Below are 26,031 nucleotides of genomic sequence, written 5' to 3'. Positions count from 1 at the left end.
TATTTTAAGCAGAAAAAAAGGAGCTCTGAGTGCTCCTTTTTAGTGTTATAGAATGATTAAGTAAACTTTCTAATTAGCCTTGCTTTAAGGGTTTTGATTTTAAGCTTACGAACACGATGAAAGCGCTGTACTGGCATTGTTGTTAATTGCTCTGCGGGTAGTATTGGTAAAGTTTCAGGGTATTGTCCTTTACTTGGTACTAATATGCTTTTCAGGTGCCCCTTAAGTGCAGCTAGCGTTTTATCGTTATCGACTTCACTCGGACATATAAATATACCTAGTTTTCTGAGTGCGATGCCAAACTCAATACTGCTAGAGTAACGAACAATAGGTGCTGCAAGTAGCAACCCTAATAAAATAGGGGACAACCACCAGAAAAATACAGGGGTAAAGTAATAAGCAATACCGCCCCAAACAACTGCAACGAGAGTTGAAAACAGTGTATAACCAAACGCTTCTTTCCACGACACCATGCGGCCTTCTCGCGGTTGAGCATCCCACGTTACTTTTTTACCTAAAAACACGCATATAACAAAGTAAGCATGAAAAACCATCATTAGTGGGGCCACTACAACGGCAAATAGAGTTTCAATGACTGAACCAGCTATGAGTTTAATTGACCCACCAAAACGCTTGTTTCTATGTATTAAGGTGACAATTAAACCCATTAACTTAGGCAGTAATAAAATAACAATGGTTAGGTAAAGTAATGAATCAATTAAATCTGTTTTTGCAATCTGCCAAGTAGGAAATAATTGATAAGCACGGTTAAAGTACACATCACTATTAAGTGCGCGGGTAACGGCATCAATAGTACTTAATGCGAGCATTGACAGCCAAATAAGCGACGATATATATGCTGTGGCACCCAGTAAAAAATGAAACTTACTCATAAGCTTTAATTTATTTGATGACAATAAACCAAGGTGTTGAATATTGCCTTGTACCCATCGTCTATCACGAATTGCGTAGTCTAATATATTGCTTGGAACCTCTTCATAGCTACCTTCAATTTCAGATAACAGCAGTACATCCCACTCTGCTGAGTGAAGTAAAGAAGCTTCAACAAAGTCGTGGCTGAGAATTTCACCACCAAAAGGTGCATTTCCTTTTAACGTAGGTAAGCCACAACATTTTATAAAGGCATCGATTCTAATTATTGCGTTATGTCCCCAGTAATTAGCTTGATCGGTTTGCCAAAAAGCAGAGCCGGTAGCAAGCATTGGGCTGTAAAGCACTGATGCAAACTGTAAAAAACGGCCAAAAAAGGTATCTTGACGAACAGGAATAGGGATAGTTTGAATAAGGCCCGCTTGCGGATTATTGAGCATGCTAGTTGTGAGCTCAAGCATACACTTGCCAGTCATTATACTGTCTGCATCAAGTACAATCATATGATCGTATTTACTGCCCCAGCGCTCACAAAAATCCGTTAAGTTGCCTACTTTTCGATGTTTATTGTCTTCACGGCGACGGTAAAAAATATGTTTAGCGGTATCACCTAAGCGTTCACACAGTGCATGCCATGCACTGAGTTCATTGTTGGCTATTTGTGGGTCTTGTGTATCGCTTAGCAAATAAAAATCAAAGTGTTCAAGCTGTCCCGTTTCTTTAAGTGACGCTAGGCTTACTTCAAAACCAGCAATTACACGGTGTGTGTCTTCATTGTAAATAGGCATTACAACCGCTGTTTTTTGCTTAGCAATAGCTTGGGCGTGAATCGCGATTGGTTTTATGCGCTTTAAGGTAAGTGGATCGATACGAAATAGCTGTAATACAAACCCTATTGTACCGCTACAAAAGGCCGTCACTATCCATGCAAATGTAATTGAGAATAAAACAAGTAGTGCATACTCAAGTGGGGTCATGCCGTTAGAGTTAAGTATGTCGAACATGATTGATATGCCATAGCCTGATATGAATATAGCGGCAATTGCAAAAAGCCATATGCGAGCTGTTTTAAACGGCATAGGTGTTCCTTTGTTTTGCTTACTTGATGTCATTTGGATACCAAACATAGCTCCATACCTCACTAATTTCTTTATTACGTAGTTTTAACGATAAGCGCATATCAACCGGACTGTCATCTTGTGGTGCAATTTTAAAAGCAACACGCCAGCCGTATCCATCAGGCAACTTTTGAACGGATACATCGCTTACTTCACCTGTGGTAAGTTGAATATCGGCATCTAACTTAAGTTGCTCAGAGAGAGCATCTAGAGCAGGGCCTGAAAAATCAACAGTGAATTGACGATGACTTTGTGGTGGCGGGTTTTCTTCACCCGGCAAGGCTGCACTGCCGATACGAGTACGAACTACATGTGCTTTTTCATGTTTGTTTAAACTGCTATTAAACGTACTCATTGTGTAACTCAGCTGTAATGAATCACCTGCTTTAAAGGGTTTTTCTGGTACCCAGTAGCTAACAATATTGTCGTTAGTTTCAGTATTAGTTGGAATTTCGACTAGTTCAACACGGCCATTGCCCCATTCACCCAGAGGTTCAATCCACAAACTTGGGCGATCATGGTAATGCGCCTCTATGTCAAAGTAGTTATTAAAGTCACGGTCGCGTTGTGCAAGCCCAAAGCCTTTAGGGTTTTCATATGCAAATGACGTAACACTTAGTTGCGATGGGTTATTTAGTGGGCGCCATACCCATTTATCATCCTGTGATTGACTTAACAAACCATCAGAGTCATGCACCTCAGGGCGGTAATCATCAAAAAACTTAGTACTGTTTTCACCGTGGTAGAACATGCTGGTTAGCGGTGCTATGCCTAACTTTTTCACGTCTTTACGGGCAAATATTTGCATGTCTATTTTAACGGTTGTGTTGGTAGTGGGATCAATATTAAATTTATAAGCACCAGATACTGATGGGCTATCAAGCAATGCAAAAAGTACAATATTAGTTTGCTCTGCTTTAGGTTTTACTAGCCAAAACTCTTTAAACATTGGGAACTCTTCGCCAGATGCGAGCGCTGTATCAATTGCTAAACCGCGTGCTGAAAGTCCATAAACTTGGTTTGGGCCGACTACACGAAAATAAGATGCCCCTTGAAACACCATAATTTCATCTTTATATTTATCAGTATTTAAAGGGTAGTGAAGTCTAAACCCTGCATGGCCAAGTTGTGTGTTGGTCATGCTTTTAGTTAACTCATCCTTTAGTGGTGCGCTTGTCCCATCGTAATTATAAAAGTCAGTATTAAAAGGAAGCCTGCTGTGTGTTGAGTCGCTATCAACAGTATTGATTGTCACCGGTGTTTTGTACAAAAAACCAGGATGAAATAACTGTAATTCATACAAACCATCATCTTTCCAAACAGCTTGATTTTGCTTAAAACGAATGGAGCGGTAATCTTGATAATTAATGTTATTTAGTGAATCAAGTTCAATATTGTTAGGGGCCTTGTAGTCTTCACTGGCTAATTTTTTTGCACGTGCACTGATCACATCAAATAAACTACTTTGTGAAATAGAGGCTTTGGTTGTGCTTGCTAATACTTGGTTACTAACTGCACATGTTGAAAGTGCAATAAATAAACCCAAAATCGATTTAGTATGAGACTGCCATCGTGTTGTTAGTTGGGTAAGTTGCTTCATTTTTTCTTCCTTTATGAAAACGGCTAGGTCACATTTAAAAGTGATTTTTTTACTTAATGGGTAAGCCTAAATTAATATTTAAATTTGATGTTAAGTACTGACTTTGAGGGGGTCGCAAAGTTGTATTCAATAAAAAATTAAATATGTTTACCTAACACAAAAGATATTAAGGGAGGATAGCTGAAGCTTGTCTGAATTATTTTTACAGAGGAATAAAAAAAGCCGCAAGAGCGGCTTTTTGTTAATTACTTTATGTTACTTATTTCTTTTTAAAGCGACGCACAATAGAAAGTGGTGCTAAAAGAAGAGACAACCAAAGTAAAGAGCCTGCATCGTTATCATCATCTGAACGTAAGTTGTTTACTTTTACAGCAACTTTTTCAGCTTTTGATACGTTACCAACACTATCTTCTACTTGTACAGTAAACGTGATTCGGTTTTCAAATTCATAATCAATTTCACCAGCAACAATTAGCTGACCTTGATCATTGATTGAGACACTATCGTTCTCAGATATGATGAATTTAACAACAGGTGAATCTTCAGGATTCGGATCTGCGTAATCAAGCATACCAATTACGGTACCTACAGCACTGTTTTCATCAATAGAGAAAACTTGATCTGGAGCAACAACAGGGGTTTGCTCTTCTGGTGTAAGTACAATTTCAGATTTGATATCAACAATCACTGGATCATGATCAGACGCGCGGTATGCACTTTCTGAGTAAAGCGTTGACTGGTGACCTTCGCTCTTAAACTCTACATTGTAATCAAGTACGATAGGCTCGTCGGCATTGATGTGCCAATCTTTAGCTGCCACGACTTTGCTAAGTAAAGACTCTGTAGCTACAGCGTGGTCAAGACTACCAGCACGGCCAGAGAAGCTGTAAGAGTAAGCTAGTGTGTTACCATCAAGCTCAGCCACAACATTTTTGTAACCTTTTTCGTCAAATTTGCGAATTGGATCTTCCATCGCGTAGGCGTTCATATCACCCACTAAGATAATATCTTCGTCGTCTACACCTGTTGGTTTACTATCTAACCAATCAGCAAATGCGCTTGCACCTTCTGTACGGATTTCATTCCAACATGCTTGCCCATCGTTTTGATCTTCATTATCGCCACTTGCACTACCACAACCGCCTTTTGATTTTAAATGGGCGACTGCAACAGTAAATACTTCTTGCGACTCTAACGATTTAAAGCTTTGTGCGATAGGTGTGCGGTTGCTGAAATCAAATGGTGCTGCAGTTGTAATAGCAGCAGTACCTACTTCTTCAACTTTATTTGCGCGGTAAATAAGTGCAGTTGTAATTGCGTCAGTACCTACTTGGTTAACATTAAAGTCTACAAAAGCATATTCGTTTGCACTGTCAGCATCATTCAATGCGTTTACTAAACTTGCAATAGCACTAAACTCACCAAAGCCATCGTTTTCAATTTCCATTAAACCAACAACGTCAGCCTGCATTGCGCTAATTGCACTTACTAACTTAGCTTCTTGGCGAACCAACTCTTCAAGTGAGTCAGCACCACGGCTAGTTGGGAAGCCAGCGCCTTGGCCGTCACCATTGAAGTAATTTAGAACGTTAAAGCTTGCAACACGTAGGTCTGCATCAGGGTGTAATTCAGGTGCGTCCTCACGTGGGTTAGTTGCGATAAACTGCGGTGCAACTGTTGGGTGAATACGGTATGTGCTAAAGCTGTACGCTAATGCACCTGTTACGCTGTTTACACTATCGCCCGTACGTAATGTATTTTCTGCTGATAAACCAGGAGTCGGGTAAGCAGTAGGATCTGAGTTTTGAGTTGTTGAACCGTCATCAACTAAGATTTTTTTAGTTAAGTTTTCTACTTCAACAGCGTTAGCTGCATCGCCAGGCATAGCAATTTGGGTGCCTTGGTATAAACGTTCAGTTGCCAGCTCAACTTCACCGTAACGGCCTAAACCAAAGTTATTTGTCACAACTAACTCTTGGTCTAAGGTAACTAGCATGCCTTCAAAGGCCTCTAAATCATCTTGGCTTGCTAAAGGTAAAGAAATTTTAGTAGCGCTTACTGATTGACCCGTTGCACATACAGCAACTTGAACAACATCAGAAATTTGCGTTGAATCGAAGTACTCATCAACTGTACCCTGAACACGTACGTGATCGCCAACGCTTACATCGGTATCTGCAAAGTAAACAAATACACCTTCAGAAGTTAGTGGATTTGTATCCTCATCAGCGGCAAGTGAAGTTACAAAGAAGCCTTTAAGTTCATCATCGCCTTGGAAGTCGGCAGTAACGATACCTTCTAATTCTACTAATGTATCTACTAGCGGGCTTTCGTTACCTTCGCCTTGAATAGCGCTAATTAGCGTTTTATCAGCAGCACATACGATTGGCTCAATTGGATCTGGTTCAGGATCTGTTCCGCCACCATTACCCGCGTGAGAACCTAGGCCAGTAAATTCATTCTGATCGAACTGGGTCCATTCTTCGCTAGGGTTAAAGCTTGCATCTGGAGTGACACGACCAGTTACTATTCCATCTTTACGTCTTAACGTTTTGTTTGCGGTTTCTACACCACCCTCTGACCAAGATGAGCCAGGATCTACACCTCGCTGGCCGAAGCTGTCAACAACAGTTGTGCCTTGCATTAAAACTAGAGCATCATCACCATTAAAGTTTACAACTGAGTCAGATAAATCTGCTTTTGAAATAAGGCCTGCATCAGCTCTTGAGTCAGCATTAACAATAACATAAGTGCTATTAGCAGCGAGAGTACCACTTAACGTTAATTCAGTAGAAACAGTGCTAGAACCATTAGAGTAGCGCTGTAATGTATAATCACCTAGAGAGATGTCTGATGATGATGTGTTATATAGCTCTATCGCTTTATTATAGCCGCTGCCTTCAACATACTCAGATATGATTAAGTTGGCGGACGCTGGTGCACTAAGACCTGCTAGTACAAGCGCCAGTGGCGTTATTTTTGTTTTTAACATTTTTTATTATTCCCGTGTATTTAAATCCCAAAATGGGACACCAGTTTAGAGAATCTAAATGACAAAAATAATACAATTATGTTAATGAATGTAAACAAAAAGGCGGTTTAACCGCCTTTTTATCAATTACTTACTTTTTAGTGAGGTATTGCGCGGCTTGTTTGGCAAAGTAGGTTAATATTCCGTCAGCTCCTGCGCGCTTAAAAGCAAGTAAAGACTCCATAATTGTGGCCTCTTCACTTAGCCAACCGTTATCAATGGCGGCTTTGTGCATTGCATATTCTCCGCTGACCTGATATGCGAAAGTAGGTACACCAAATTCATCTTTTACGCGACGTACTATATCCAGGTAGGGCATGCCGGGTTTAACCATCACCATGTCGGCACCTTCTTGCAAATCAAGTGCTACTTCTCTAATTGCCTCATCAGAGTTAGCAGGATCCATTTGGTAGTTTTTCTTATCGGCACCTTTTAAGTTACTTGCTGAGCCAATTGCGTCTCTGAAAGGGCCGTAATAGCTAGATGCATATTTAGCCGAGTACGCTAAAATGCGAGTGTGTATAAACCCGTCTGCTTCGAGTGCTTCACGAATAGCCGCTATTCGGCCATCCATCATGTCTGAGGGGGCAATAACATCAGCCCCAGCGTTTGCATGTGACAGGGCTTGTTTAACTAATATTTCAGTAGTTACATCGTTTATTACATAGCCTGTATCGTCAATAATACCGTCTTGCCCATGTGTAGTGAAAGGGTCTAATGCACCATCAGTAATAACCCCCAGCTCTGGGAAGGCTTCTTTTAAAGCGCGAACAGTCCGCTGTACTAAACCATCGTCATTATAGGCTTCTTCGGCATGGAGTGATTTTTTATCTGCAGGTGTTACCGGAAAAATAGCAATGGCCGGAACGCCCAAATCGGTAAGTTCTTGCGCTTCTAATAAAAGCTGATCAATAGATAAGCGCTCAATACCGGGCATTGATTCAATGGATTCACGGCGGTTTTTACCTTCCAGCACAAAAACAGGAAAAATGAGGTCGTTAACAGTAAGTTGATTTTCGGCCATTAGACGACGAGAAAAATCATCGCGACGCATTCTGCGCATACGTGTGTAGGGGAAAAGATCTAGTCCAGATTGGGCCATATTGCTATGCTCCTATTGTAGGTTTTCAAAATTGACAACTTTATTACGGCCATGTTGTTTAGCGCTATAAAGTGCTTTATCTGCGCGTTCAGTAAATAATTCAGGGGTGTTTATATCATCAGCAATAAAGGTATAAACACCAGCACTAATGGTAAATTTAATTTCAGCACCCGCAACAATAACTGGGTTTTGATAAATATCTAATCGTATTTGCTCTGCTATATCAAAGGCGCCTTGGTTTGCGGTGTTTGGTAGTAAAATTACAAACTCCTCGCCGCCATAGCGAGCGACTTCATCCAGTGGGCGTTTTAAAAAGTGTTTAATAATGCCAGCAGTCGCTTTAATCACGTTATCGCCACTTAAGTGTCCGTAGGTATCGTTGATTGCTTTAAAGTGATCAATATCAATCATAATAATACTTAGCGGTGTTTGCTCTCTGCGTGAACGACGAAGCTCCATTACTAACTTCTTATCAAAAAATCGACGGTTTTTAGCGCCTGTTAACGCATCTTCTGTATTCAGTTGTTCAAGTTCTCTGTTTTTTTCTTCAAGCTCTCTAAGTGTTACTTGTAGCTCAAATGTACGTTCGTCTACTTGCGATTCAAGCTCGTACTGCGCTTCTTCTTGCAATGCGAGCCGCTCTTTTAAAAGTGTATCTTGCGCTGTATTTTCTGCTATTAAGGTTTGTTGTTCGATTATCTGCTCATCTCGTTCAGTTATAAATTGCTTCATAACCGCGTAACATAAGCAAAAGGTACAACCAAAAAAGAATACAGATATAATGATCAAACCCATTGTTTCGAAGGTGTACCACCCCATTACGGTTATAACAAAATAAACCGCTACTGCATTAAAAAAGCCCAAAGCTAGTAATAAGGCATTTTTAGATTTTGAAGGGTGGGCGCGAGTAGATAAGTAGGTTGTTAAAATATACAAACTCAAAACAATAGGAGTTATTATTAGGCAATATGCAGTGATTAACCAGTCAGGAAGTAGCCAAATAAATAATAGAGATGCCGCGAGCAATTTTGTTATTAACTTTTGCACGCGTGCTATTTTGCAAGTGTGTAGCTTGCACATTTGTAGCTGTAAAGGGAAAAACAAAAGCGCGATTAAAATAAGTAATATTGGCATTATTACTTGTTGAATTGCAGGAATACTCGGGTGTAAATAACGAAAGCCAAACCCGCCTAAATACGCCAAAAAAAGGCCTAAGGTAAAAGTAATCGCTCCCGCTAGTGCAAAATATCGCTTACGAGAAAATCCATATAAAAATAAACAGCTTAATGCTAGTGCTGCCAAAAAGCCGACCATTAATCCATAAACTAAGTTGAAGCCTTCTTTTTTAGTTAAATAAATATCTTGTTGCCATAAACTAATCGGAATACGTAAACCTGATGGATTGTTTACCTTAAGAATAACCCGGGTTGTGGAGCTTGCTGGAAGCGTCAGTTTAGCTAACAAAAACTCACTTTTTATGGGACGTTCATTAAGTGAGAATGAATCACCCAGCCTAATTTCTGACAATATCTGTGCATTATTTAAGTGAAAAAGCTGAACTTCATTTAAAAATGGATTGTCTATTAAAACTAATGGACTAAAGCGACTATTTAACGTGTTATTTATTTCAAATGAGATCCAAACAGGGCGACTTTCTAGGCCAAAGTTTAAAAGTTTTTGATTAACCGAATGCCATTTTTTAGGCTCAAGTTTTAAAGCCGCCTCTACTGATGAAGGCTCAAAAGAATACGTGATATTTTTAACAGAGTAGGACGAAAAATCAGAGTTTATTGTTACCGTAGAAGCAACACCTGAAAAAGTGCAAAACAGTATAAACAGGTAAATAGCAGCCTTTAAACTGTTCATTAACGAGCTTCTAAACCAAAAACAGTATAAAAGTTATCGGTTGTTTGCTTAGCAATAACATGAGGCTCAAGTTGGTAAAGTTCAGCAATTGTTTGGCAAATATAGGGCAGCAATGAAGGCTCGTTTTTGCGAGACTTCGGTTTAGGTTCAACTGTTCGTGGAATTAAAAAAGGCGCGTCAGTTTCAATAAGTAGGCGTTTTAAGGGAATACTTGGGACTAAAGCTTGCAATGCTTGTCCGCGTCTTTCATCACAAACCCACCCTGTGATACCAATGTATAGGCCTAATGCTAAATAACTTTCGAGTGCACTTTCATCTCCTGTAAAGCAGTGGAGTATGCCACGTACATTAAACTCGCTAAGAATATTGATCATGTCATCACTCGCATCACGTTCATGCAAATAAACCGGTAAATTTAACTGTTCGGCTAGCGCAAGTTGGCGCCTAAATACGCTGCGTTGAATATCTCGAGGGGAAAAATCACGGTTATAATCTAGCCCACATTCACCAATTGCAATAACCTGAGGTTGATTGGCAAGCAATGTTAACTGGCTCTCTAGTGAGTGAGTTGCTGTTTTGGCATCGTGTGGATGAATACCAGCGGTCGAAAAAAGTTGATAGGTTTTAGCTAACGCTAAAGATTGTTCACTCGATGAAAGGTCGCAACCAATAAGCAGCATTTTTTCAACACCCGCGCTTTTAGCGCGGGTGATGACATCCAGATGCTCATCATCAAACTGGTGGTTTGTTAAGTTAACGCCAGCATCAACCAGTCTGTAAGACATTACTTGGTTCGTTTAACGCGAATAGAACGGTTTTGACCATCTTTACTAAGTAAAAATGAATTAAATACCCCGCGGGTAATGGTTACAGCATCAGACGCTTTTAAGCGTATGCTATCAGAACCAATTTGACGCCATTTTTGGTTATTATTTAATGTAATAATGAGTTCACCATAAAGGGCTTTTTCAACTGATGTTATCGTTGCTTTAATTTCACTTTCTTTATTTTTTTTATCTTGTTTATGTTCTAGGCCAAAGTCATCTTTTGGCGCATCAACCACCGCTACAGCAGGAGTACTTGTTGAAGTGCTTGGGGCAGTAAGCTTTTGAGTCACTGTTGGTTTTGTAAGTGGTTTTCCTGCCATTGTATTGTCGTAACATAATAGACGGTTAAAATCATTTTCGATAAAGCTACATGCTTTCAGTGCTTGTGTATTAATGTCTGACTGCGCAGAAAATGCAGGTGCGCTTAATATAACCAGTAGTGAGAGTATTTGTTTTTTCATTTTATTCCTCAACTTCTTCTTGTGGTTTAGCGGTGTAAAATTTCGCTAAAATTAAACCTAATTCAAACAAAAGTAGCATAGGGAAGGCTAAAAGTGTTTGTGATAAAACGTCGGGCGGTGTTAAAAACATCGCCACTACAAAAACGCCCACCACAATGTAGGGGCGCTTTTCTTTTAAACTCGTAGTTGTGGTTGCCCCACTCCAGCATAACAGCATAATCGCAACCGGGATTTCAAATGCCACACCAAACGCAAAAAATAGTTTTAATACAAATCCTAAGTAACTACTTATATCTGGCGCGAGAGTCATCATTTCAGGACCTGTATTGGTAAAAAAGCCTAAAATAATGGGTAGCACTACAAAATAGCAAAATGCGATACCGCCATAAAATAGTAAAATGCTTGAAGCAAGAATTGGCATCAGCATTTTCTTTTCGTGTTGGTATAACCCCGGAGCTATAAACCCCCAAATTTGATGCAATATCCAGGGTATAGAGGCAAATAAAGCGACAAATAATGTCAGTTTAAATGGGGCGAAAAAGGGAGCAGTTACATCGGNTTGCAATCATGGTTGCAGTGCTTGGTAAATGAGACACTAACGGCTGCGCAACAAACGTATAGATATCATTTGCAAAATACACAATTGCAATAAAAATAACTAATATACTCAACAGTGACTTTATAAGTCTGTCTCGTAGCTCTATTAAATGAGCTACAAATCCCGATTTTACTTCTTCAGCCATTATTCTTCATACCATTTAATAAGTGGACCACATAAAGGTAAATTAAATTCACTTTTTTTCATCAATAATTTGTTCAGGTTTTGATTCTTTTGGCTGTTTTTTATAGCTGTGGGTTACCGATTCTGCAGCTTGCTTTAGCTCACTTAAAGAGCTCTGCAACTCAGGGCTTAAATCTTGCAGGTTCTGCTGTTCAGCTTTTTTTAGATTTTCGTGGAGTTCGTGTACGCGCAGCTCTTCACTGACCTCAGCTTTAACAGAGTTAGCCAGAGATTTTACCGTTTTGATCCAGCGACTAACTGTTCTTATTGCTACGGGTAAACGCTCAGGCCCTAGTACAACTAAGCCTACAATAAAAACAACAACTAGCTCCCACATGCCCATGTTAATTAAACCTTATCACTATCTTTGGTTTTTTCTGTGTCTGTGGCTGCGGTATTTTGCGATTTTTGAATTTGTTCAGGTGCCTCTGTTTCAGTTGGTTTTTCATCCGACATTGCTTTTTTAAACCCTTTTACAGCTCCGCCTAAGTCACCACCCATGCCGCGTAATTTTTTAGTACCAAAAAGAAGTACAATGATTGCCAAAACAATCAATAATTGCCAAATACTAATGCCGCCCAATCCCATGGTTTTCTCCAATTAATAAAAAGATTAAATGTATATTTTAAATACTAATTATACGCTCTAAACTGCAAATAGCACTTTGTTTATGTGTGTCGCCAAGCAGCAATAAAACATGCGATAGAACAGGTTATTGTAAGAGCTGCAGCAATGAAATCATGCTGTAAATAACACAATGCTGACACCACCAAAGTAGCACTCCCCAACAAACTAAGCACTAAAGGTTTATGAGATATTGGTTGTGTAGGCACTTGTTTTCGTGCGGGGCGCTTTAGGTTTTGATAAATCAAATCCGGAAGCTCAGGCATTTTTTCTGCCCAAAACGGTAAGTTTGCATACATTTGTTTCAACACAGACAGCGGACCTACTTGTTCCTTTACCCACTGTTCTAAAAAGGGTTTAGCAGTTTTCCATAGATCAAGCTGAGGATAAAGTTGCCTTCCCAGCCCTTCTACATACAGTAAAGTTTTTTGTAGTAATACCAACTGTGGTTGCACCTGCATATTAAAGCGACGCGCAGTGTTAAATAAATTTACCAGCACATGACCAAATGATATTTCAGCAAGGGGCTTATTAAAAATAGGCTCACACACCGTTCTAATAGCAAACTCAAATTCTTCTATACTGGTATCTTCAGGGACCCAACCAGAATCAACATGCAGTTGTGCAACTTGACGATAATCGCGATTAAAAAAGGCGATAAAGTTTTCTGCTAAATAGCGTTTATCTTCTTTACTTAGGGTGCCAACAATGCCGCAATCTATACCAATATATTTAGGGTTCTCGGGGTGCTCGCGAGATACGAAAATATTACCTGGGTGCATGTCAGCATGAAAAAAACTATCTCTGAATACTTGCGTAAAAAAAACTTCTACACCGCGTTCTGCAAGCAATTTCATGTTTGTATTTTGCGCTATTAACGACTCGGTGTCTGACACGGGTATACCGTAAATGCGCTCCATGACTAACACGTTGCTTCGGCTGTAATCGCTATAAACAGTGGGGATGTAAAGCGCATCAGAATCATCAAAATTACGTTTTAATTGAATGCCATTGGCGCCTTCACGCATTAGGTCTAATTCATCAAGCAGTGTTTTTTTATACTCTTTTACTACTTCTACGGGGCGCAAACGTTTTGATTCGTTATGTACATTGGCAAGTACTTGAGCGAGCTTTTCCATTAATGCTAAGTCGGCATTTATTTGTTCATGGATGTTTGGGCGAATTACTTTAATAACTACATCTTGTTCAATATTATTGTCGTCAATAAGCGTTGCAGTATGCACTTGTGCGATTGAGGCGGATGCTAATGGCGTTTGTGAAAATTCACTAAATAGCTCGCTAATATCATTAATCTCAAGTGCATTTTCTATAATTTTTTGTGCTAGTTCGCCTTCAAAAGGCTGAACTTGGTCTTGTAAAAAGGCAAGCTCTTGCGCGATATCGTGAGGAAGTAGATCGCGACGTGTTGACAACATTTGACCAAATTTAATCCATACAGGGCCCAGTTCTTGTAATGCTAAACGTAAGCGCAGCCCGGCAGGTTTTTCTTTATGCTGATTTCGTAACCAAAATAAGCACCCTCTGGCAATTTTTGCAAACCAAGGCGCTTTATTTTTAGGTACTAATTCGTCTAAACCATAGCTAAGTAATGTTTTAGTGATGTAATACAATCGTGAAGAAGACACAAAAAGTCCTTAGCGTGTTATAGCGTTTAATAAAGTGTTTATACGCTGCTCTATAGCGGCAACTTGGCCTTTTAGTTCTCTATTTTGTTGTTTAAATTGTGCAAGTTCTAAAGGGTGAATAGTGACTGCTAATTCGTCTTGAAATAAGCTTGTAAGTGTAGAGCTTAGTTTTGCTGTTACTTTACTTCCTTGATGCTTTAGCGACATTAAATGCATGTAAAGTTGTTGAGCTGGAGCATCGCCGATATACGCTGATAGTTGCTCAGGCCAATCTATGTCTATTTCCGAAAATGCACCGCTATATGCTTGAGCTATATTCAAATCACCTTGTAAATCAAGTTTATCTTGGCGAATTAACTGTGTAAGTATGGCCGGGTTTTTAAGTGCAACAAGCGTGTCGATATCAGCGCTGATCATGCAATCGCTATAATCGCTGTTGTCTGCGGTATAAAGGTGTAATTTTTCGTCAGCAAAAACAAGTTGTATGGTTTGTTGCCAGTCTCTAACTTCAACAAGTAAACGCTTTTGTTTTACTGTAGTTAGCTTGTGGGCAACGTTAGGGTCGAGTTTAAGTGCTTGGTTTAAAATGCGCTCAACAAGCGAAAGTACAAAGTTGGGTAGCATCAAAAAGGTTGATATATTTGTATCATCACTGGTTTTTTCAGTTGCTTGATCAAGCGCCATGACTCTGTGCCTTAATATTTAAAACCACGGTGAAGGGCAACAATTCCGCCTGTTAAGTTTTGATACGTTGTTTGTTCAAATCCAGCTTCATTCATCATTGCTTTAAGCGTATCTTGGTCTGGGTGCATACGAATCGACTCTGCTAAATATTGATAAGACTCACTGTCGTTAGCAACTAGCTTGCCCATTGTTGGCAGTAAATTGAACGAGTAAAAGTCATATGCCTTGCTAAGTGCTTCATGTTTTGGCTTAGAAAATTCTAATACTAATAAACGACCACCAGGCTTTAGTATGCGATACATTGAGCGCAGTGCTTTGTCTTTGTCGGTTACATTACGTAAACCGAAGGCAATGGTGATCACATCAAAGCTATTATCTGGAAATGGCAGCATTTCAGCATTCATTTGCACGTAGTCAATATTGCCTACAAGGCCCAAGTTATGAAGCTTTTCACGCCCTACTTTGAGCATAGATGAATTTATATCGCCCAAAACCACTTGGCCAGTTTCACCGACTAGTTGACTAAATTTTGCCGTTAAATCGCCTGTACCACCTGCTAAATCGAGTACATGATGGCCTTTACGAACGCCAGAACTGGCTATAGTTTGACGTTTCCATAAACGGTGTACACCAAAAGACATTAAATCATTCATTACATCGTACTTAGCCGCAACAGAGTGGAATACGTCTGCAACCATTGATGCTTTTTCATTTTCAGCAACGGTTTTGTAGCCAAAGTGCGTGGTCTTTTCAGGGGTTTCGTTCATGATTAATCTCTATCGTGGCAATAAGTACTAGTGTACTTTATTGTGCACCGAAGGTGCAATTTGAATATGATTTATCAGGTGTTTTATTGGCCGGCGGTAAAACTGCTTTGACCAAGTGATCGGGCTTTAAATGCCGCATGAGACGCTTTTTTAGCCAGTTGGTTAAAGTCTTCTTTTTGCTGATGCTGGGCAATACCTAATGATAAATTAATACTAGGCAGTTTTGCACCACTTTTTGAACTTACAAAACGCAGCTTTTCAACGCCCTTACGGACTTTTTCAGCAATGAGAATTGCTGTCTCAGGGTCAATGTCCGCTAGTAAAACAGTGAACTGATCTTTAGCAGTACGCCCTGGTAAACCACTTTGCATCACATACTTTTGAACTTGTTTAGCCACTTTATTTAAAATGACTTCACCAATAACATCGCCAAAGTTATCCACAAAATGGGCTAAGTTATCTATTTGAATGGCAATGGCACAAATTGACTTGGATTGGTTTGTCCAAAGTTCAGTTTGCTGGGTCAAATAATGACGTTTAAATAAACCGGTTTGACTGTCTATAATGTGTTGTTTTCGAAGTTGGGAAAGTTGTTTTTGTGTTCTTTCATGTAGTTTTTTAGCTCTAGCTAGCTCTTGCTTAAACTTTTTATGCTGGGCGAGTAACTCAGCAGTTTGCTTATCAAGTTTATTAAGTGCTTGGCGGCTTTGTTCTATATTATTTTCGTCAAGCGAATGAACACATTCACTCACTTGATCAGCAAAGCGACTGATTTGCTTTTCTGTATTTTGTGCATTGTTAGATAATGAGGTAATAACACCGTCTACGTTTTGAATCATCGACACTTGCGTATTGTGTCCGACGTTTAAAAACTCAAAGTAAAGCTGCTCTATTAATACACCATCAATGTTTTCATCGGTAGAAATAGCGCGATCTAATGTTTTATTTAATTTTAGATTTGCTTGGCTAACATAGGTGTATACAACTTGAAAATTCAGGGGCGTTGGCGGCAATGCATAACGTTCTAAGAACAAACACACTTGAGTCATTTTCTCTTGAGCAATAGCCATGGAATCATGGAACATCATTATTTAATACCAACTAAGTACGCATCAATGCTTAATTTATAATTTCATTCCATGAGTCGATTGTGCGTCCGAGCTTTTTTATTATTTTTTTACTACAGTAATCGTTATAACTGCTATTAAAAAGCAAAAATAGGGCCAAGGGAACTTAAATTTTACTTTAGTCGCTTAATAGCTGCTTTTCTCATCAATTAGGCTTGTTTTTAACTCATTTAATATGATTTATCGTTTAATAAATATTTTAAACGGTACTTTTAGGGCTGATTTTTATTTAGACACTCACCTTACAGTTGTGTTTTTAGTATAAAAATAAGATACGTACTATAAGCAGTGTTTAGAGTTTAAAGAGCTCTTTTATTAAGTAAGTTTTAAACCTAAAAGGCACTCTCAGCAACGATGCTTATCTCATTTACTTGCTATTTACTGAGTCTGCGATAGTTTTGTGAAATTCATTATCTGACTAAACTTTATTATGACGAATCATTTATTACTCAAGCCAATACGCAATACGCTCATCAGCATGACGTTTTTATGTACTTTAAGTGCCTGTCAAACCACAAACCATAACGTCGATAGTCAATTTACAGCGATAGCTAACAGTATTGTAGATTACCGACAAACTACGAGTCCTTATGCTAACACTGAGGGCGTTAATGGTTATTTGTTGGCTAATTTATCGCCCGAGTTTTTAGCTCAACAATACAATAAAAAAATTCAATTTTTGGGTGAGTTAGATGCAATTAATACAAATAAATTAAATGCTGAAAACCAAATAAACTTCAACATTATTCGGGCGCAGGTACAAAACAGTGTTGACGAATATGTATTTAATACTCATTACATGCCGTTAACTTCTGAGTACGGTTTTCATTCTGGCTTATCGTATATTGTAAACAGTAGCCAATACAAAACACTGCAAGATTATCAAACTTATTTAGCGCGTTTGGCTCAGGTTCCTCGCTTTTTTGAACAAAACATTTATTGGATGAAAAAAGGTCTTCAAACAGGTTTAACGCAACCTAAAGCGGTACTTGAAGGGTACGAAGAGTCAATATTGGCCTATATAGTTGATGATGTTACAACATCTGAGTTTTACAAACCTTTTTTAAAAAATAACGCAGCTTTGTCAGAGAGTGAATTTAAATCGCTTCAACAACAGGCTAAATTGGTAATAAAAGATACAGTAATTGAGTCGTATAAAAATTATTTAGCTTTTTTTACACAGGAATACCGCCCCGGTGCGCGCACTACGATAGGTATTTCAAATACGCCAAACGGCGAGTCGTTTTATAAAAATAGAGCAAAATATTACACCACTACCGAAATGACCCCTAAAGAAATACACGAGCTGGGGTTGCAGGAAGTAGCCCGCATTCGCGGCGAAATGGAAGCAATTATAAAAGAAGTAGAATTTGAGGGAACATTTGCAGAGTTCATCCACTTTTTACGAACCGATCCGCAATTTTATGCAACTACACCAGAGCAACTCCTAAAAGAAGCAGCATACATAGCTAAAAAAATGGACGCGCAACTACCAAAGCTGTTTCATACGCTACCCCGTAAACCATATGGTGTTGCGCCTGTACCTGCGAGCATCGCACCTAAATACACAACGGGTCGATACTCTGGGTCAAATAGGGATGATGAGGCAGGGTATTATTGGGTAAACACGTACGCACTTGATAAACGCCCACTGTATGTATTAGAAGCGTTGACTTTACACGAGGCAGTACCTGGCCATCATCTACAAATATCATTGAATGCAGAGCTAGAAACCCTGCCAAGCTATCGTCGAGATGCATATTTATCGGCCTTTGGTGAAGGCTGGGGGCTTTACTCTGAGTATTTAGGCATTGAAGCCGGTTTTTACCAAAGCCCATATAGCCGATTTGGCCGTTTAACTTACGAAATGTGGCGAGCGGCTCGCTTAGTGGTTGATACTGGTATGCATATGTATGGCTGGAGTAGAGAGCGTGCTATGCAGTTTATGAGCGAAAATACGGCGTTGTCGTTACACAATGTGAAAACCGAAACCGATCGCTATATAACTTGGCCTGGCCAAGCGCTGTCGTACAAAATTGGTGAGCTCACAATTAAACATTTACGTAAAGAAGCTGAGCAAGCACTTGGGCAAAATTTCGATATTAGGGAGTTTCACCATCAGGTATTACGCCATGGCTCTGTTCCTTTATCAGTTTTAGAGGCGCAAGTACGTTTGTATATTAATGAAGAGCTAGCCAAACAGAAGAGTTAACCTACAGATGGTTAATTCTTGAATGCATAAAAGTGTTATGTCATGTTGGGCATAGCACTTTTTTATTTTTACAGCAGCGAACCCTACAATGAATAATTTTATAATGTTTAGTATTGATGTATTTGCGAGTCTATTTATTGTTTTTTTAGGTTTGCTGGTTTTAATTGTCGTTATTTTTTATATCCGCGATGTTACACAAACAAAGCATGCAATTAGACGAAATTACCCGGTAATTGGGCGCTTTAGGTATTTTTTTGAACGCCAAGGCGAGTTTTTCAGACAATACTTTTTTGCCCTTGATAGAGAAGAAATGCCTTTTAATCGGGCCGAACGTAGTTGGGTTTACCGTGCTGCAAAAAACGTAGACCGTACTGCGGCATTTGGATCTACACAAAGCTTAGAGGTCACAGGTACGGTCATGTTTATGAACTGCGCCTTCCCTACGCTTGATGAAGAAGCGCTTGCGCCAAGTGAAGTAACGCTTGGGCCCTATTGCCAAACACCTTATTCAACCAATTCGTTATTTAATGTATCGGGAATGAGCTTTGGTGCGCTGTCTAAACCCGCTGTCCGTGCTCTTTCTAAAGGAGCCAAGCTCGCAGGCTGTTGGATGAACACGGGTGAAGGTGGCTTGAGCCCTTATCACCTTGAAGGGGGCGCCGATTTAGTTTTTCAAATTGGTACTGCTAAATACGGGGTACGCGATGAAAATGGGCAGCTCAGTATCGAAAAGCTCAAACAGGTTGCAGCACACGAGCAGGTTAAAATGTTTGAGCTTAAAATGAGCCAAGGTGCTAAACCCGGTAAGGGAGGTATGCTTCCTGGGCGTAAAGTGAATGCTGAGATAGCAAAAATACGCGGTATCCCTGAGGGGGAAGATTCTATTAGTCCAAATGGGCACCCTGAAATTAAAAACCCCAGCGATATTCTCGATATGATTGCAACGGTACGAAATACTACAGGTAAACCAACTGGCTTTAAGGCCGTTATTGGTGCGTATGGCTGGTTAGAAACCTTATTTGCTGAAATAAATCACCGTGGTATAGAGTCAGCTCCTGATTTTATTACTATTGACAGTGCAGACGGTGGAACAGGTGCTGCTCCTCAACCCTTAATGGACTCTGTGGGATTACCACTTCGTGAAAGTTTACCGCTAGTAGTTAATATGCTTGAAAAACACGGACTGCGTGATCGCGTTAAAGTCATTGTTTCGGGTAAGCTTATTGTGCCTTCTAAAGTTGCTTGGGCGTTAGCGCTTGGGGCCGATTTTGTTGTATCGGCTCGCGGACATATGTTTGCATTAGGGTGTATTCAAGCAATGCAATGTAACAAAGATTCTTGCCCTACCGGTATTACTACTCATAACGAACGCTTGCAGCGCGGTTTAAACGTTGCTGATAAAGCGCAGCGAGTGGCTAACTACAATAAGTATATTCACTATGGCGCGGGGCTTATTGCTCACTCATGCGGCGTAACAAGTGCACGAGAGCTTAAACGTGAGCATGTACGCATAGTGCAAGAAAGTGGCCTTTCGGAGCCATTAGACAAAATTTACGAAAATTATAAGTAAGTCAAAAATAAACAGACGCAATAGGCGCATGTTTATTATGAGCTGTTTCAAAAATGAAGTAAGGAAAGTGCGTGTTCAATAGTAAATTACCCGACGTTGGCGTAAGTATATTTAGTCAAATGAGCGAGTTGGCGAATCAGTTCTCTGCACTTAATCTTTCGCAGGGCTTTCCGGAATTTGACACTCCAAACTTTTTAAAAAGTCAGATCACTCATTATGTTCAAAACGGTTTTAACCAATACTCCCCTTCAAGTGGTGTGCCTAAATTACAGCAGCAAATTGCAAATTTGGTACAAAATAAATACGCTACAGAGCTTAATGCTGATAAGCAAATAACTATCACATCAGGTGCAACCGAAGCCCTTTTTGTTGCCATTCAAGCAGCTGTACGACCAAACGATGAGGTCATTGTATTTGATCCTGCTTACGACTCCTATAAGCCAGCTATTGAGCTTGCTGGTGGGAGGTCAGTACATATTGCTTTAAATGCGCCAGACTTTACGATTGATTGGCATAAGGTAGAGCAAAAAATCACAAAAAAAACACGCGCTATTATTATAAATACGCCCCAGAACCCAAGCGCTAAAATATTTACACATCACGATATTCTAAAGCTTAAAAGATTAGTTGGTACTTACAACCTTTATGTTATTAGCGATGAGGTATATGAGCACATTACCTTTGATGAGCAACTACATTTAAGTGTACTACGCGATCACGAGTTATTAGCTAAAAGTTTTGTTATTTCGAGCTTTGGTAAAACATTTCATTGCACAGGGTGGAAGATGGGTTACTGCATTGCCCCTGATGACTTGTCAGGTGAGTTTAGAAAGATTCATCAATATGTCACCTTTTCTAGCTTTACACCTGCTCAGCATGCATTGGCCGATATGTTAGAACAACAAGGCGATCATGTAGATAGACTTAGTGATTTTTATCAACAAAAGCGTAATTTACTTATACGTCATTTACATGGAAGTCGATTTACAATTTTACCAAGCCAAGGAACCTATTTTTTATTGTTAGATTACAGTGATGTATCTGATTTAAACGATATTGAATTTTGCCATTGGTTAGTTGAGCAAGCAGGTGTTGCGGCAATACCCTTAAGTGTTTTTTATCAAACGCCCCCGGGTGACAAGGTTATTCGCTTATGTTTTGCAAAAAATGATGAAACCCTAAAAGAGGCAGCCCATATTTTATGTCAACTTTAACGCTCACATTAGTACAAAGCTCTCTTCACTGGCTCGATAAAAGCGCTAATTTAGCGATGTTTGATAAGCAACTAGGTGGGCTAACAGAGAAGCCTGACCTTATTTTATTACCTGAAACGTTTGCCACTGGTTTTGCTATAAACCATGATTGCGCGGAGCCAGAGAATGGCCTAGTGCTTACTTGGTTAAAACAACAAGCAAAAAAACATAATGCAGTGATTGCTGGGTCGGTGCTGGTGGCGCAAAATGATAAAAAAGCCAACCGTTTTTATTGGGTAAAACCATGTGGTGAAGTGACCCATTACGATAAGCGTCATTTATTTCGCTTAGGCAATGAGGGAGATCATGTAATAGCAGGAAATGAGCGAAAAGTTTTTGAAATTAATGGCTTTAAAGTACTGCCTCAAGTTTGCTATGACCTGCGTTTTCCGGTGTTTCAGCGCAATAAAAATGACTACGACATAATGGTTAATGTAGCAAATTGGCCAGCGGTACGACGTCCCGCTTGGGATACATTATTGGCAGCTCGTGCGATAGAAAATTTATGTTATGTGGTAGGGGTTAACCGTGTAGGCGATGATGGTAATGGCGTTGCTCACAATGGTGGTACGGCTGTTTATAACTTTAAAGGAGAGACATTAGCCAAGGCGGGCGATAATATTAAACAATTATTGACAATTACACTTGAAAAAGAGCCTCTAGATGCGTTTAAAACGTCTTTTCCCGCTTATTTAGATGCCGATCCGTTTACGCTAACTTAAGTTATCTTCACTTAGCACTAAAAATATTTAGTGTTAAAATAGACGCTATTACATTGATTGGCGGCTAATTAGCATTATGAATAATTTAATCACTCCTGTTATTTTAGCTGGGGGTATTGGCTCTAGACTGTGGCCTTTGTCGCGCCAAGCCATGCCCAAACAATTTTTACCGCTACTCGATAACCACTATTCGTTATTACAAAGCACTTTAGCGCGAGTGTCAGGTAATCAGTTTGAAAAGCCAATACTGGTTTGTAACGAACAACACCGTTTTATTGCTGCCGAGCAAAGTACAATTATTAACCCGCAAGCGCTTTTACTAGAGCCTCAGGGTAAAAATACGGCGCCTGCCATTGCGTTAGCCGCATGTTACGCACTACAGCAGGGGATTGATGGACCAATGTTAGTGATGCCAGCCGATCATTATATTGAAAATTTTGATGAGCTAACACTTCAGTTAAATGATGCTGTTAAGTTAGCTGAGCAAGGAATGCTAGTTACCTTTTCAATTACACCTACACACGCGCACACAGGGTTTGGGTATATAAAGCAAGGCAGTAAAATTTCAGGCTCAAACTGTTTTGAAGTCGCTGAATTTAAAGAAAAGCCAACCCTAGCAACAGCACAAAAATACCTAGCGGAAGGTGGTTATAGTTGGAATAGCGGCATGTTTTTATTTACGCCACGAGCTTATTTAAATGAGCTTGAACGTTTTGCGCCAAAAATAGCACACAGTGTTCATGCTGCCTCTCAGTTTTCACACGACTTAGGCTTTACAAGGCCAAACATAGAGCCACTTAAAAGCTGCCCAAGTGACTCTATTGATTACGCTATTTTAGAGCGCAGCAACAATGTAGCGGTTATGCCTGTTGCGCTTAAATGGAGTGATGTAGGTAGCTTTAGTGCGCTTGCAAGCCTTACTAAGCAAGATGCGCACGGTAATAACGAAAACCAAAACCATATAGCACAAAACAGTACGAATAATTTTGTTATTAGCGAACACGACCATAGTATCGCAACGCTTGGGGTAAGTGATTTAGCCATTATTCACACCCACGATGCCACACTGGTTGCCGATAAGAATAAGCTCGACGGTTTACCTTTATTACTTAAACAATTAGCACAGGGCCAAAGTGATAAACTCAATCACCATCAGGTTGTGTATCGTCCGTGGGGTAACTACCGCACTTTGGTTGAAGATAGTGGTTTTAAAGTTAAAAAAATAACCGTTAATAGCGGTGCTAAGCTTTCAACACAGCAACATCAGCATCGTGCAGAGCATTGGGTGGTGGTATCGGGAATTGCCAATGTTCGCATTGATGAGCAGTTGCTAACGCTCACCCAAGACCAATCGTGCTACATTGCCGCGAAGCAAGTTCATAGCTTGGCGAATAACCAACAAGTGCCATTAATTGTTATTGAAGTACAAACGGGTGCCATACTTGATGAATCCGACATACAACGGTTTGATGACTTATATGGCAGAGAAGGGCTTTAACGCCTTTTTAATTTACTTTATGAAAGTTGTCCACGGACAAACTTTAAGTATTTTTCAAGGCTGCGTTGCCACAGTTCGAGCGCTTCATTAAGTAGATCGTTATGTGGCTTATTATCAAGTAATCGGCGTTCTATTTTTTTAAGCTCCATGCCATAGCGGTTAAACCCTAATTGTAATGCAGTGCTCGCTTGGCGATGCAAAAGTTTAATGCATTGCTCGGGGTGCTGGTCTATTAACCCTTGGCAGCGAATTAACTTATTTCGAGCAGAAAGTACAAACTCATTATAAATAGACGATACCTCATCCTCACTAAACGAGCTGGCGAGTGTTTCTATAGCCGTTTTATCATAAAGGGTATCAATAAGTTCTACTGCAATATTTGTGGTTTGATTTGATTGAGAGTCGCTTAATGCTTGGCGTAGTTTTTGGTGTTTAATTGGCTTACCAACAATGTCTTTAATGCCCAGCGCTAAATATTCTTTAACTTCATCAGGACTTAAACTGGCAGTAAAAGCAAGTATAGGTGTTCGCTGGTTTTTGTGCTCAACACGCTTTAGGCGCTTAATAACTTCTTGTCCTGTTAAATCAGGTAGGTTCATATCAAGTAAGACTACGTCAAAGTGATATGCTTGCATTAGCTCAATGGCGCTTTTACCGTCTTTAGCGAGCTTAATTTTGTGCTCGTCGTCTGCCATAAACTCAATGGCTATTTTTTGGTTTAGGTCTAAATCTTCAACCAAAAGAACATCAAGCCCTGTTAAGTAGTCTTTTGTTTGATGGCGTTGCTCTACAAGGCTTAACTCACCTAAGGTAAAGGTCGTTATAAAGCTAAACACACTACCAATACCCAGTTCGCTAGAAATCTCAAGGCGACTACCGAGTTTTTCTAATAAGCGGCTTGTAATTGCAAGCCCGAGACCCGTGCCACCTTTTTCTTTACCTGCACTACTTTGTACATAGGGCTCAGTTAAGTATGCAATTTCATCGTTTTCAATACCTGGGCCTGAATCCTTAACACTGACTTTAATGGTGTGTTCTAGCTGCTTTTCTAAAATCAAATCAACCTGAATTTTTACCACACCACGGTCGGTGAACTTTATTGCATTGCCGACTAAGTTAATAATTATTTGTCGTAGCTTTTGTTGGTCGCAGTAGTAACAGGCTTGCTCGGGAACATTACACACAAGCTCAAACTTAAGCTGTTTTTGTTCAGCTAACGGGCTGAGTAACAGGCATAAATTATTTAGCCAGGTTTTAAATTCAATGTCTTCTTCATAAAGGGCTTCATCACTTTGGTCTAAACTTGCATATTCAAGCACTTTATCGACTAGTAAATTTAATGATTCTGCTGAGTTAATAATTGCTTCGCAATAAGCCTTACTGTGTGTATCGCTTGTTTGGTTCATAACCAGTTGCGCGCTACCTAAAATACCATTAAGTGGCGTGCGTATTTCATGGCTAATGGTAGATAAAAATAGTCCGCGTATTTCTAAATCTTTTTGGGCTTTAGCGGCTAACGTATTGAGGTGATGTTCCCGGCGTTCATTACATAGTAGCGCCATGCCTGCAGCATAAAACATCGGTGCAATAGTTCCGTTTAAAAATAGTACGGTACTAAACCAGCTGCTTGAAACGAGATCTTTTTGCTCAATTTCATTCATAAAAATTGAACGTGCAATAAAGGCTAACACCACGAGTGTTAAAATTGTAATGTATACAATACTGCCGTTGGGATAAGGTTTACGAGCGTACTTTATAAATATAAACAGTAAAAACAAGGCCTCTGAAATATGTTGTAAATCGGATGCGATTACACGGCCAGCTAAAGAGGGATCAAAAAAACTATAATAACCAAATACCACTGCACTAAATGCGGTGACTGAACAAAGAAGCTTAAACCCAGGCCCGCGATAATTCAAAAATTGGCTAATAGAAAAACAGTGCACAATAGAGGCTGCAAACATTAAGCTACATGCTGCATTTATAACAATTAAATTATGGGTGTTACTCATAAAAGCAAATGCAATAACTGCACATAGCATTAATACCGGGTAAAAAATATAAAGTAGTGTCCCCGGAATTTGCTTATTTGTTCGCCATGTTAAAATATTCAAAAATATCATAACAACAATAACGGCTATGCTGGCAAAATAAAGAGTGTAGGAATCGAGCATCAGGCTTCCAGCAAAGAAATTTTAAGTTAGAGTAATTAAAATATTTTAAGTTAACAAGTGCTTAGACTAAATACAAA

General features: G+C 39.6%; 20 protein-coding genes and 1 pseudogene. 5 read left to right on the top strand and 16 right to left on the bottom strand.

Annotated features, from left to right (window positions below):
* Positions 1–56 precede the first annotated feature (56 nt).
* From mdoH to ATS71_RS09970, 15 genes and pseudogenes are all read right to left on the bottom strand, one after another.
* Entirely contained in the window at positions 57–2,018 is a 1,962-nt protein-coding gene (mdoH, locus tag ATS71_RS10035; protein ID WP_058404705.1) for a glucans biosynthesis glucosyltransferase MdoH, read from the bottom strand.
* Positions 1,990–3,609 (bottom strand): glucan biosynthesis protein G, encoded by a 1,620-nt coding sequence (locus ATS71_RS10030; RefSeq protein ID WP_058404704.1) that lies wholly within the window; start codon positions 3,607–3,609, stop codon positions 1,990–1,992. Before ATS71_RS10030 ends, mdoH begins: the two co-directional genes overlap by 29 nt.
* Positions 3,610–3,868: 259 nt before the next feature.
* Entirely contained in the window at positions 3,869–6,601 is a 2,733-nt protein-coding gene (locus ATS71_RS10025) for an ExeM/NucH family extracellular endonuclease (protein WP_058404703.1), read from the bottom strand.
* Positions 6,602–6,731: 130 nt separating this feature from the next.
* Positions 6,732–7,742: a porphobilinogen synthase gene (gene hemB, locus ATS71_RS10020; protein WP_058404702.1), complete on the bottom strand. Its 1,011-nt coding sequence runs from the start codon at positions 7,740–7,742 to the stop codon at positions 6,732–6,734.
* A gap of 12 nt (positions 7,743–7,754) precedes the next feature.
* Positions 7,755–9,608: a sensor domain-containing diguanylate cyclase gene (locus tag ATS71_RS10015; protein WP_058404701.1), complete on the bottom strand. Its 1,854-nt coding sequence runs from the start codon at positions 9,606–9,608 to the stop codon at positions 7,755–7,757.
* Complete coding sequence (locus ATS71_RS10010; protein WP_058404700.1) at positions 9,608–10,393, bottom strand: TatD family hydrolase; 786 nt, start codon at positions 10,391–10,393, stop codon at positions 9,608–9,610. The genes ATS71_RS10015 and ATS71_RS10010 overlap by 1 nt, the downstream gene beginning before the upstream one ends.
* A complete protein-coding gene (locus ATS71_RS10005) occupies positions 10,393–10,896 on the bottom strand; it encodes a hypothetical protein (RefSeq protein WP_058404699.1) in 504 nt (167 codons plus the stop codon). Before ATS71_RS10005 ends, ATS71_RS10010 begins: the two co-directional genes overlap by 1 nt.
* Position 10,897: 1 nt before the next feature.
* A pseudogene (tatC, locus tag ATS71_RS10000) lies at positions 10,898–11,454 on the bottom strand (twin-arginine translocase subunit TatC); the annotation flags it as partial.
* A gap of 1 nt (position 11,455) precedes the next feature.
* A partial coding sequence (locus ATS71_RS19015; protein ID WP_235591465.1) for a twin-arginine translocase subunit TatC occupies positions 11,456–11,639 on the bottom strand: 184 nt, incomplete at its 3' end.
* Between the two features lie 48 nt (positions 11,640–11,687).
* Positions 11,688–12,020: a Sec-independent protein translocase protein TatB gene (gene tatB, locus ATS71_RS09995; protein ID WP_058404698.1), complete on the bottom strand. Its 333-nt coding sequence runs from the start codon at positions 12,018–12,020 to the stop codon at positions 11,688–11,690.
* Positions 12,021–12,025: 5 nt separating this feature from the next.
* Positions 12,026–12,265: a Sec-independent protein translocase subunit TatA gene (gene tatA / locus ATS71_RS09990; RefSeq protein WP_058404697.1), complete on the bottom strand. Its 240-nt coding sequence runs from the start codon at positions 12,263–12,265 to the stop codon at positions 12,026–12,028.
* Between the two features lie 80 nt (positions 12,266–12,345).
* Positions 12,346–13,947, bottom strand: a complete 1,602-nt coding sequence (ubiB, locus tag ATS71_RS09985) for a ubiquinone biosynthesis regulatory protein kinase UbiB (RefSeq protein ID WP_058404696.1) — start codon at positions 13,945–13,947, stop codon at positions 12,346–12,348.
* 9 nt (positions 13,948–13,956) lie between these two features.
* Entirely contained in the window at positions 13,957–14,631 is a 675-nt protein-coding gene (locus tag ATS71_RS09980) for a ubiquinone biosynthesis accessory factor UbiJ (protein WP_058404695.1), read from the bottom strand.
* Positions 14,632–14,642: 11 nt separating this feature from the next.
* Complete coding sequence (ubiE, locus tag ATS71_RS09975; protein WP_058404694.1) at positions 14,643–15,398, bottom strand: bifunctional demethylmenaquinone methyltransferase/2-methoxy-6-polyprenyl-1,4-benzoquinol methylase UbiE; 756 nt, start codon at positions 15,396–15,398, stop codon at positions 14,643–14,645.
* Between the two features lie 83 nt (positions 15,399–15,481).
* Positions 15,482–16,468, bottom strand: coding sequence for a GGDEF domain-containing protein (locus ATS71_RS09970; RefSeq protein ID WP_058404719.1), 987 nt, complete (start codon positions 16,466–16,468; stop codon positions 15,482–15,484).
* A gap of 487 nt (positions 16,469–16,955) precedes the next feature.
* Between ATS71_RS09970 and ATS71_RS09965 the strand changes: the two genes are divergently transcribed.
* From ATS71_RS09965 to ATS71_RS09945, 5 genes are all read left to right on the top strand, one after another.
* Positions 16,956–18,737, top strand: coding sequence for a DUF885 domain-containing protein (locus ATS71_RS09965; protein WP_058404693.1), 1,782 nt, complete (start codon positions 16,956–16,958; stop codon positions 18,735–18,737).
* A gap of 88 nt (positions 18,738–18,825) precedes the next feature.
* Complete coding sequence (locus tag ATS71_RS09960; RefSeq protein ID WP_058404692.1) at positions 18,826–20,307, top strand: FMN-binding glutamate synthase family protein; 1,482 nt, start codon at positions 18,826–18,828, stop codon at positions 20,305–20,307.
* 71 nt (positions 20,308–20,378) lie between these two features.
* Positions 20,379–21,521 carry a methionine aminotransferase gene (locus ATS71_RS09955; protein ID WP_058404691.1) on the top strand — a complete coding sequence of 381 codons (1,143 nt, stop codon included), beginning with the start codon at positions 20,379–20,381 and terminating at the stop codon, positions 21,519–21,521.
* A complete protein-coding gene (locus ATS71_RS09950; protein ID WP_058404690.1) occupies positions 21,509–22,282 on the top strand; it encodes an amidohydrolase in 774 nt (257 codons plus the stop codon). Before ATS71_RS09955 ends, ATS71_RS09950 begins: the two co-directional genes overlap by 13 nt.
* A gap of 76 nt (positions 22,283–22,358) precedes the next feature.
* On the top strand, positions 22,359–23,780 hold the full coding sequence (locus ATS71_RS09945; protein WP_058404689.1) for a mannose-1-phosphate guanylyltransferase/mannose-6-phosphate isomerase: 1,422 nt from the start codon (positions 22,359–22,361) through the stop codon (positions 23,778–23,780).
* 17 nt (positions 23,781–23,797) lie between these two features.
* Here the strand turns inward: ATS71_RS09945 and ATS71_RS09940 are convergent, their stop codons facing one another.
* Positions 23,798–25,954, bottom strand: coding sequence for an ATP-binding protein (locus ATS71_RS09940; protein ID WP_058404688.1), 2,157 nt, complete (start codon positions 25,952–25,954; stop codon positions 23,798–23,800).
* Between the last annotated feature and the right edge of the window lie 77 nt (positions 25,955–26,031).

Source organism: Pseudoalteromonas sp. H71 (assembly GCF_001468485.1).
Taxonomy (GTDB): Bacteria; Pseudomonadota; Gammaproteobacteria; order Enterobacterales; family Alteromonadaceae; genus Pseudoalteromonas.
This window is presented reverse-complemented; position numbering and strand designations above follow the sequence as displayed.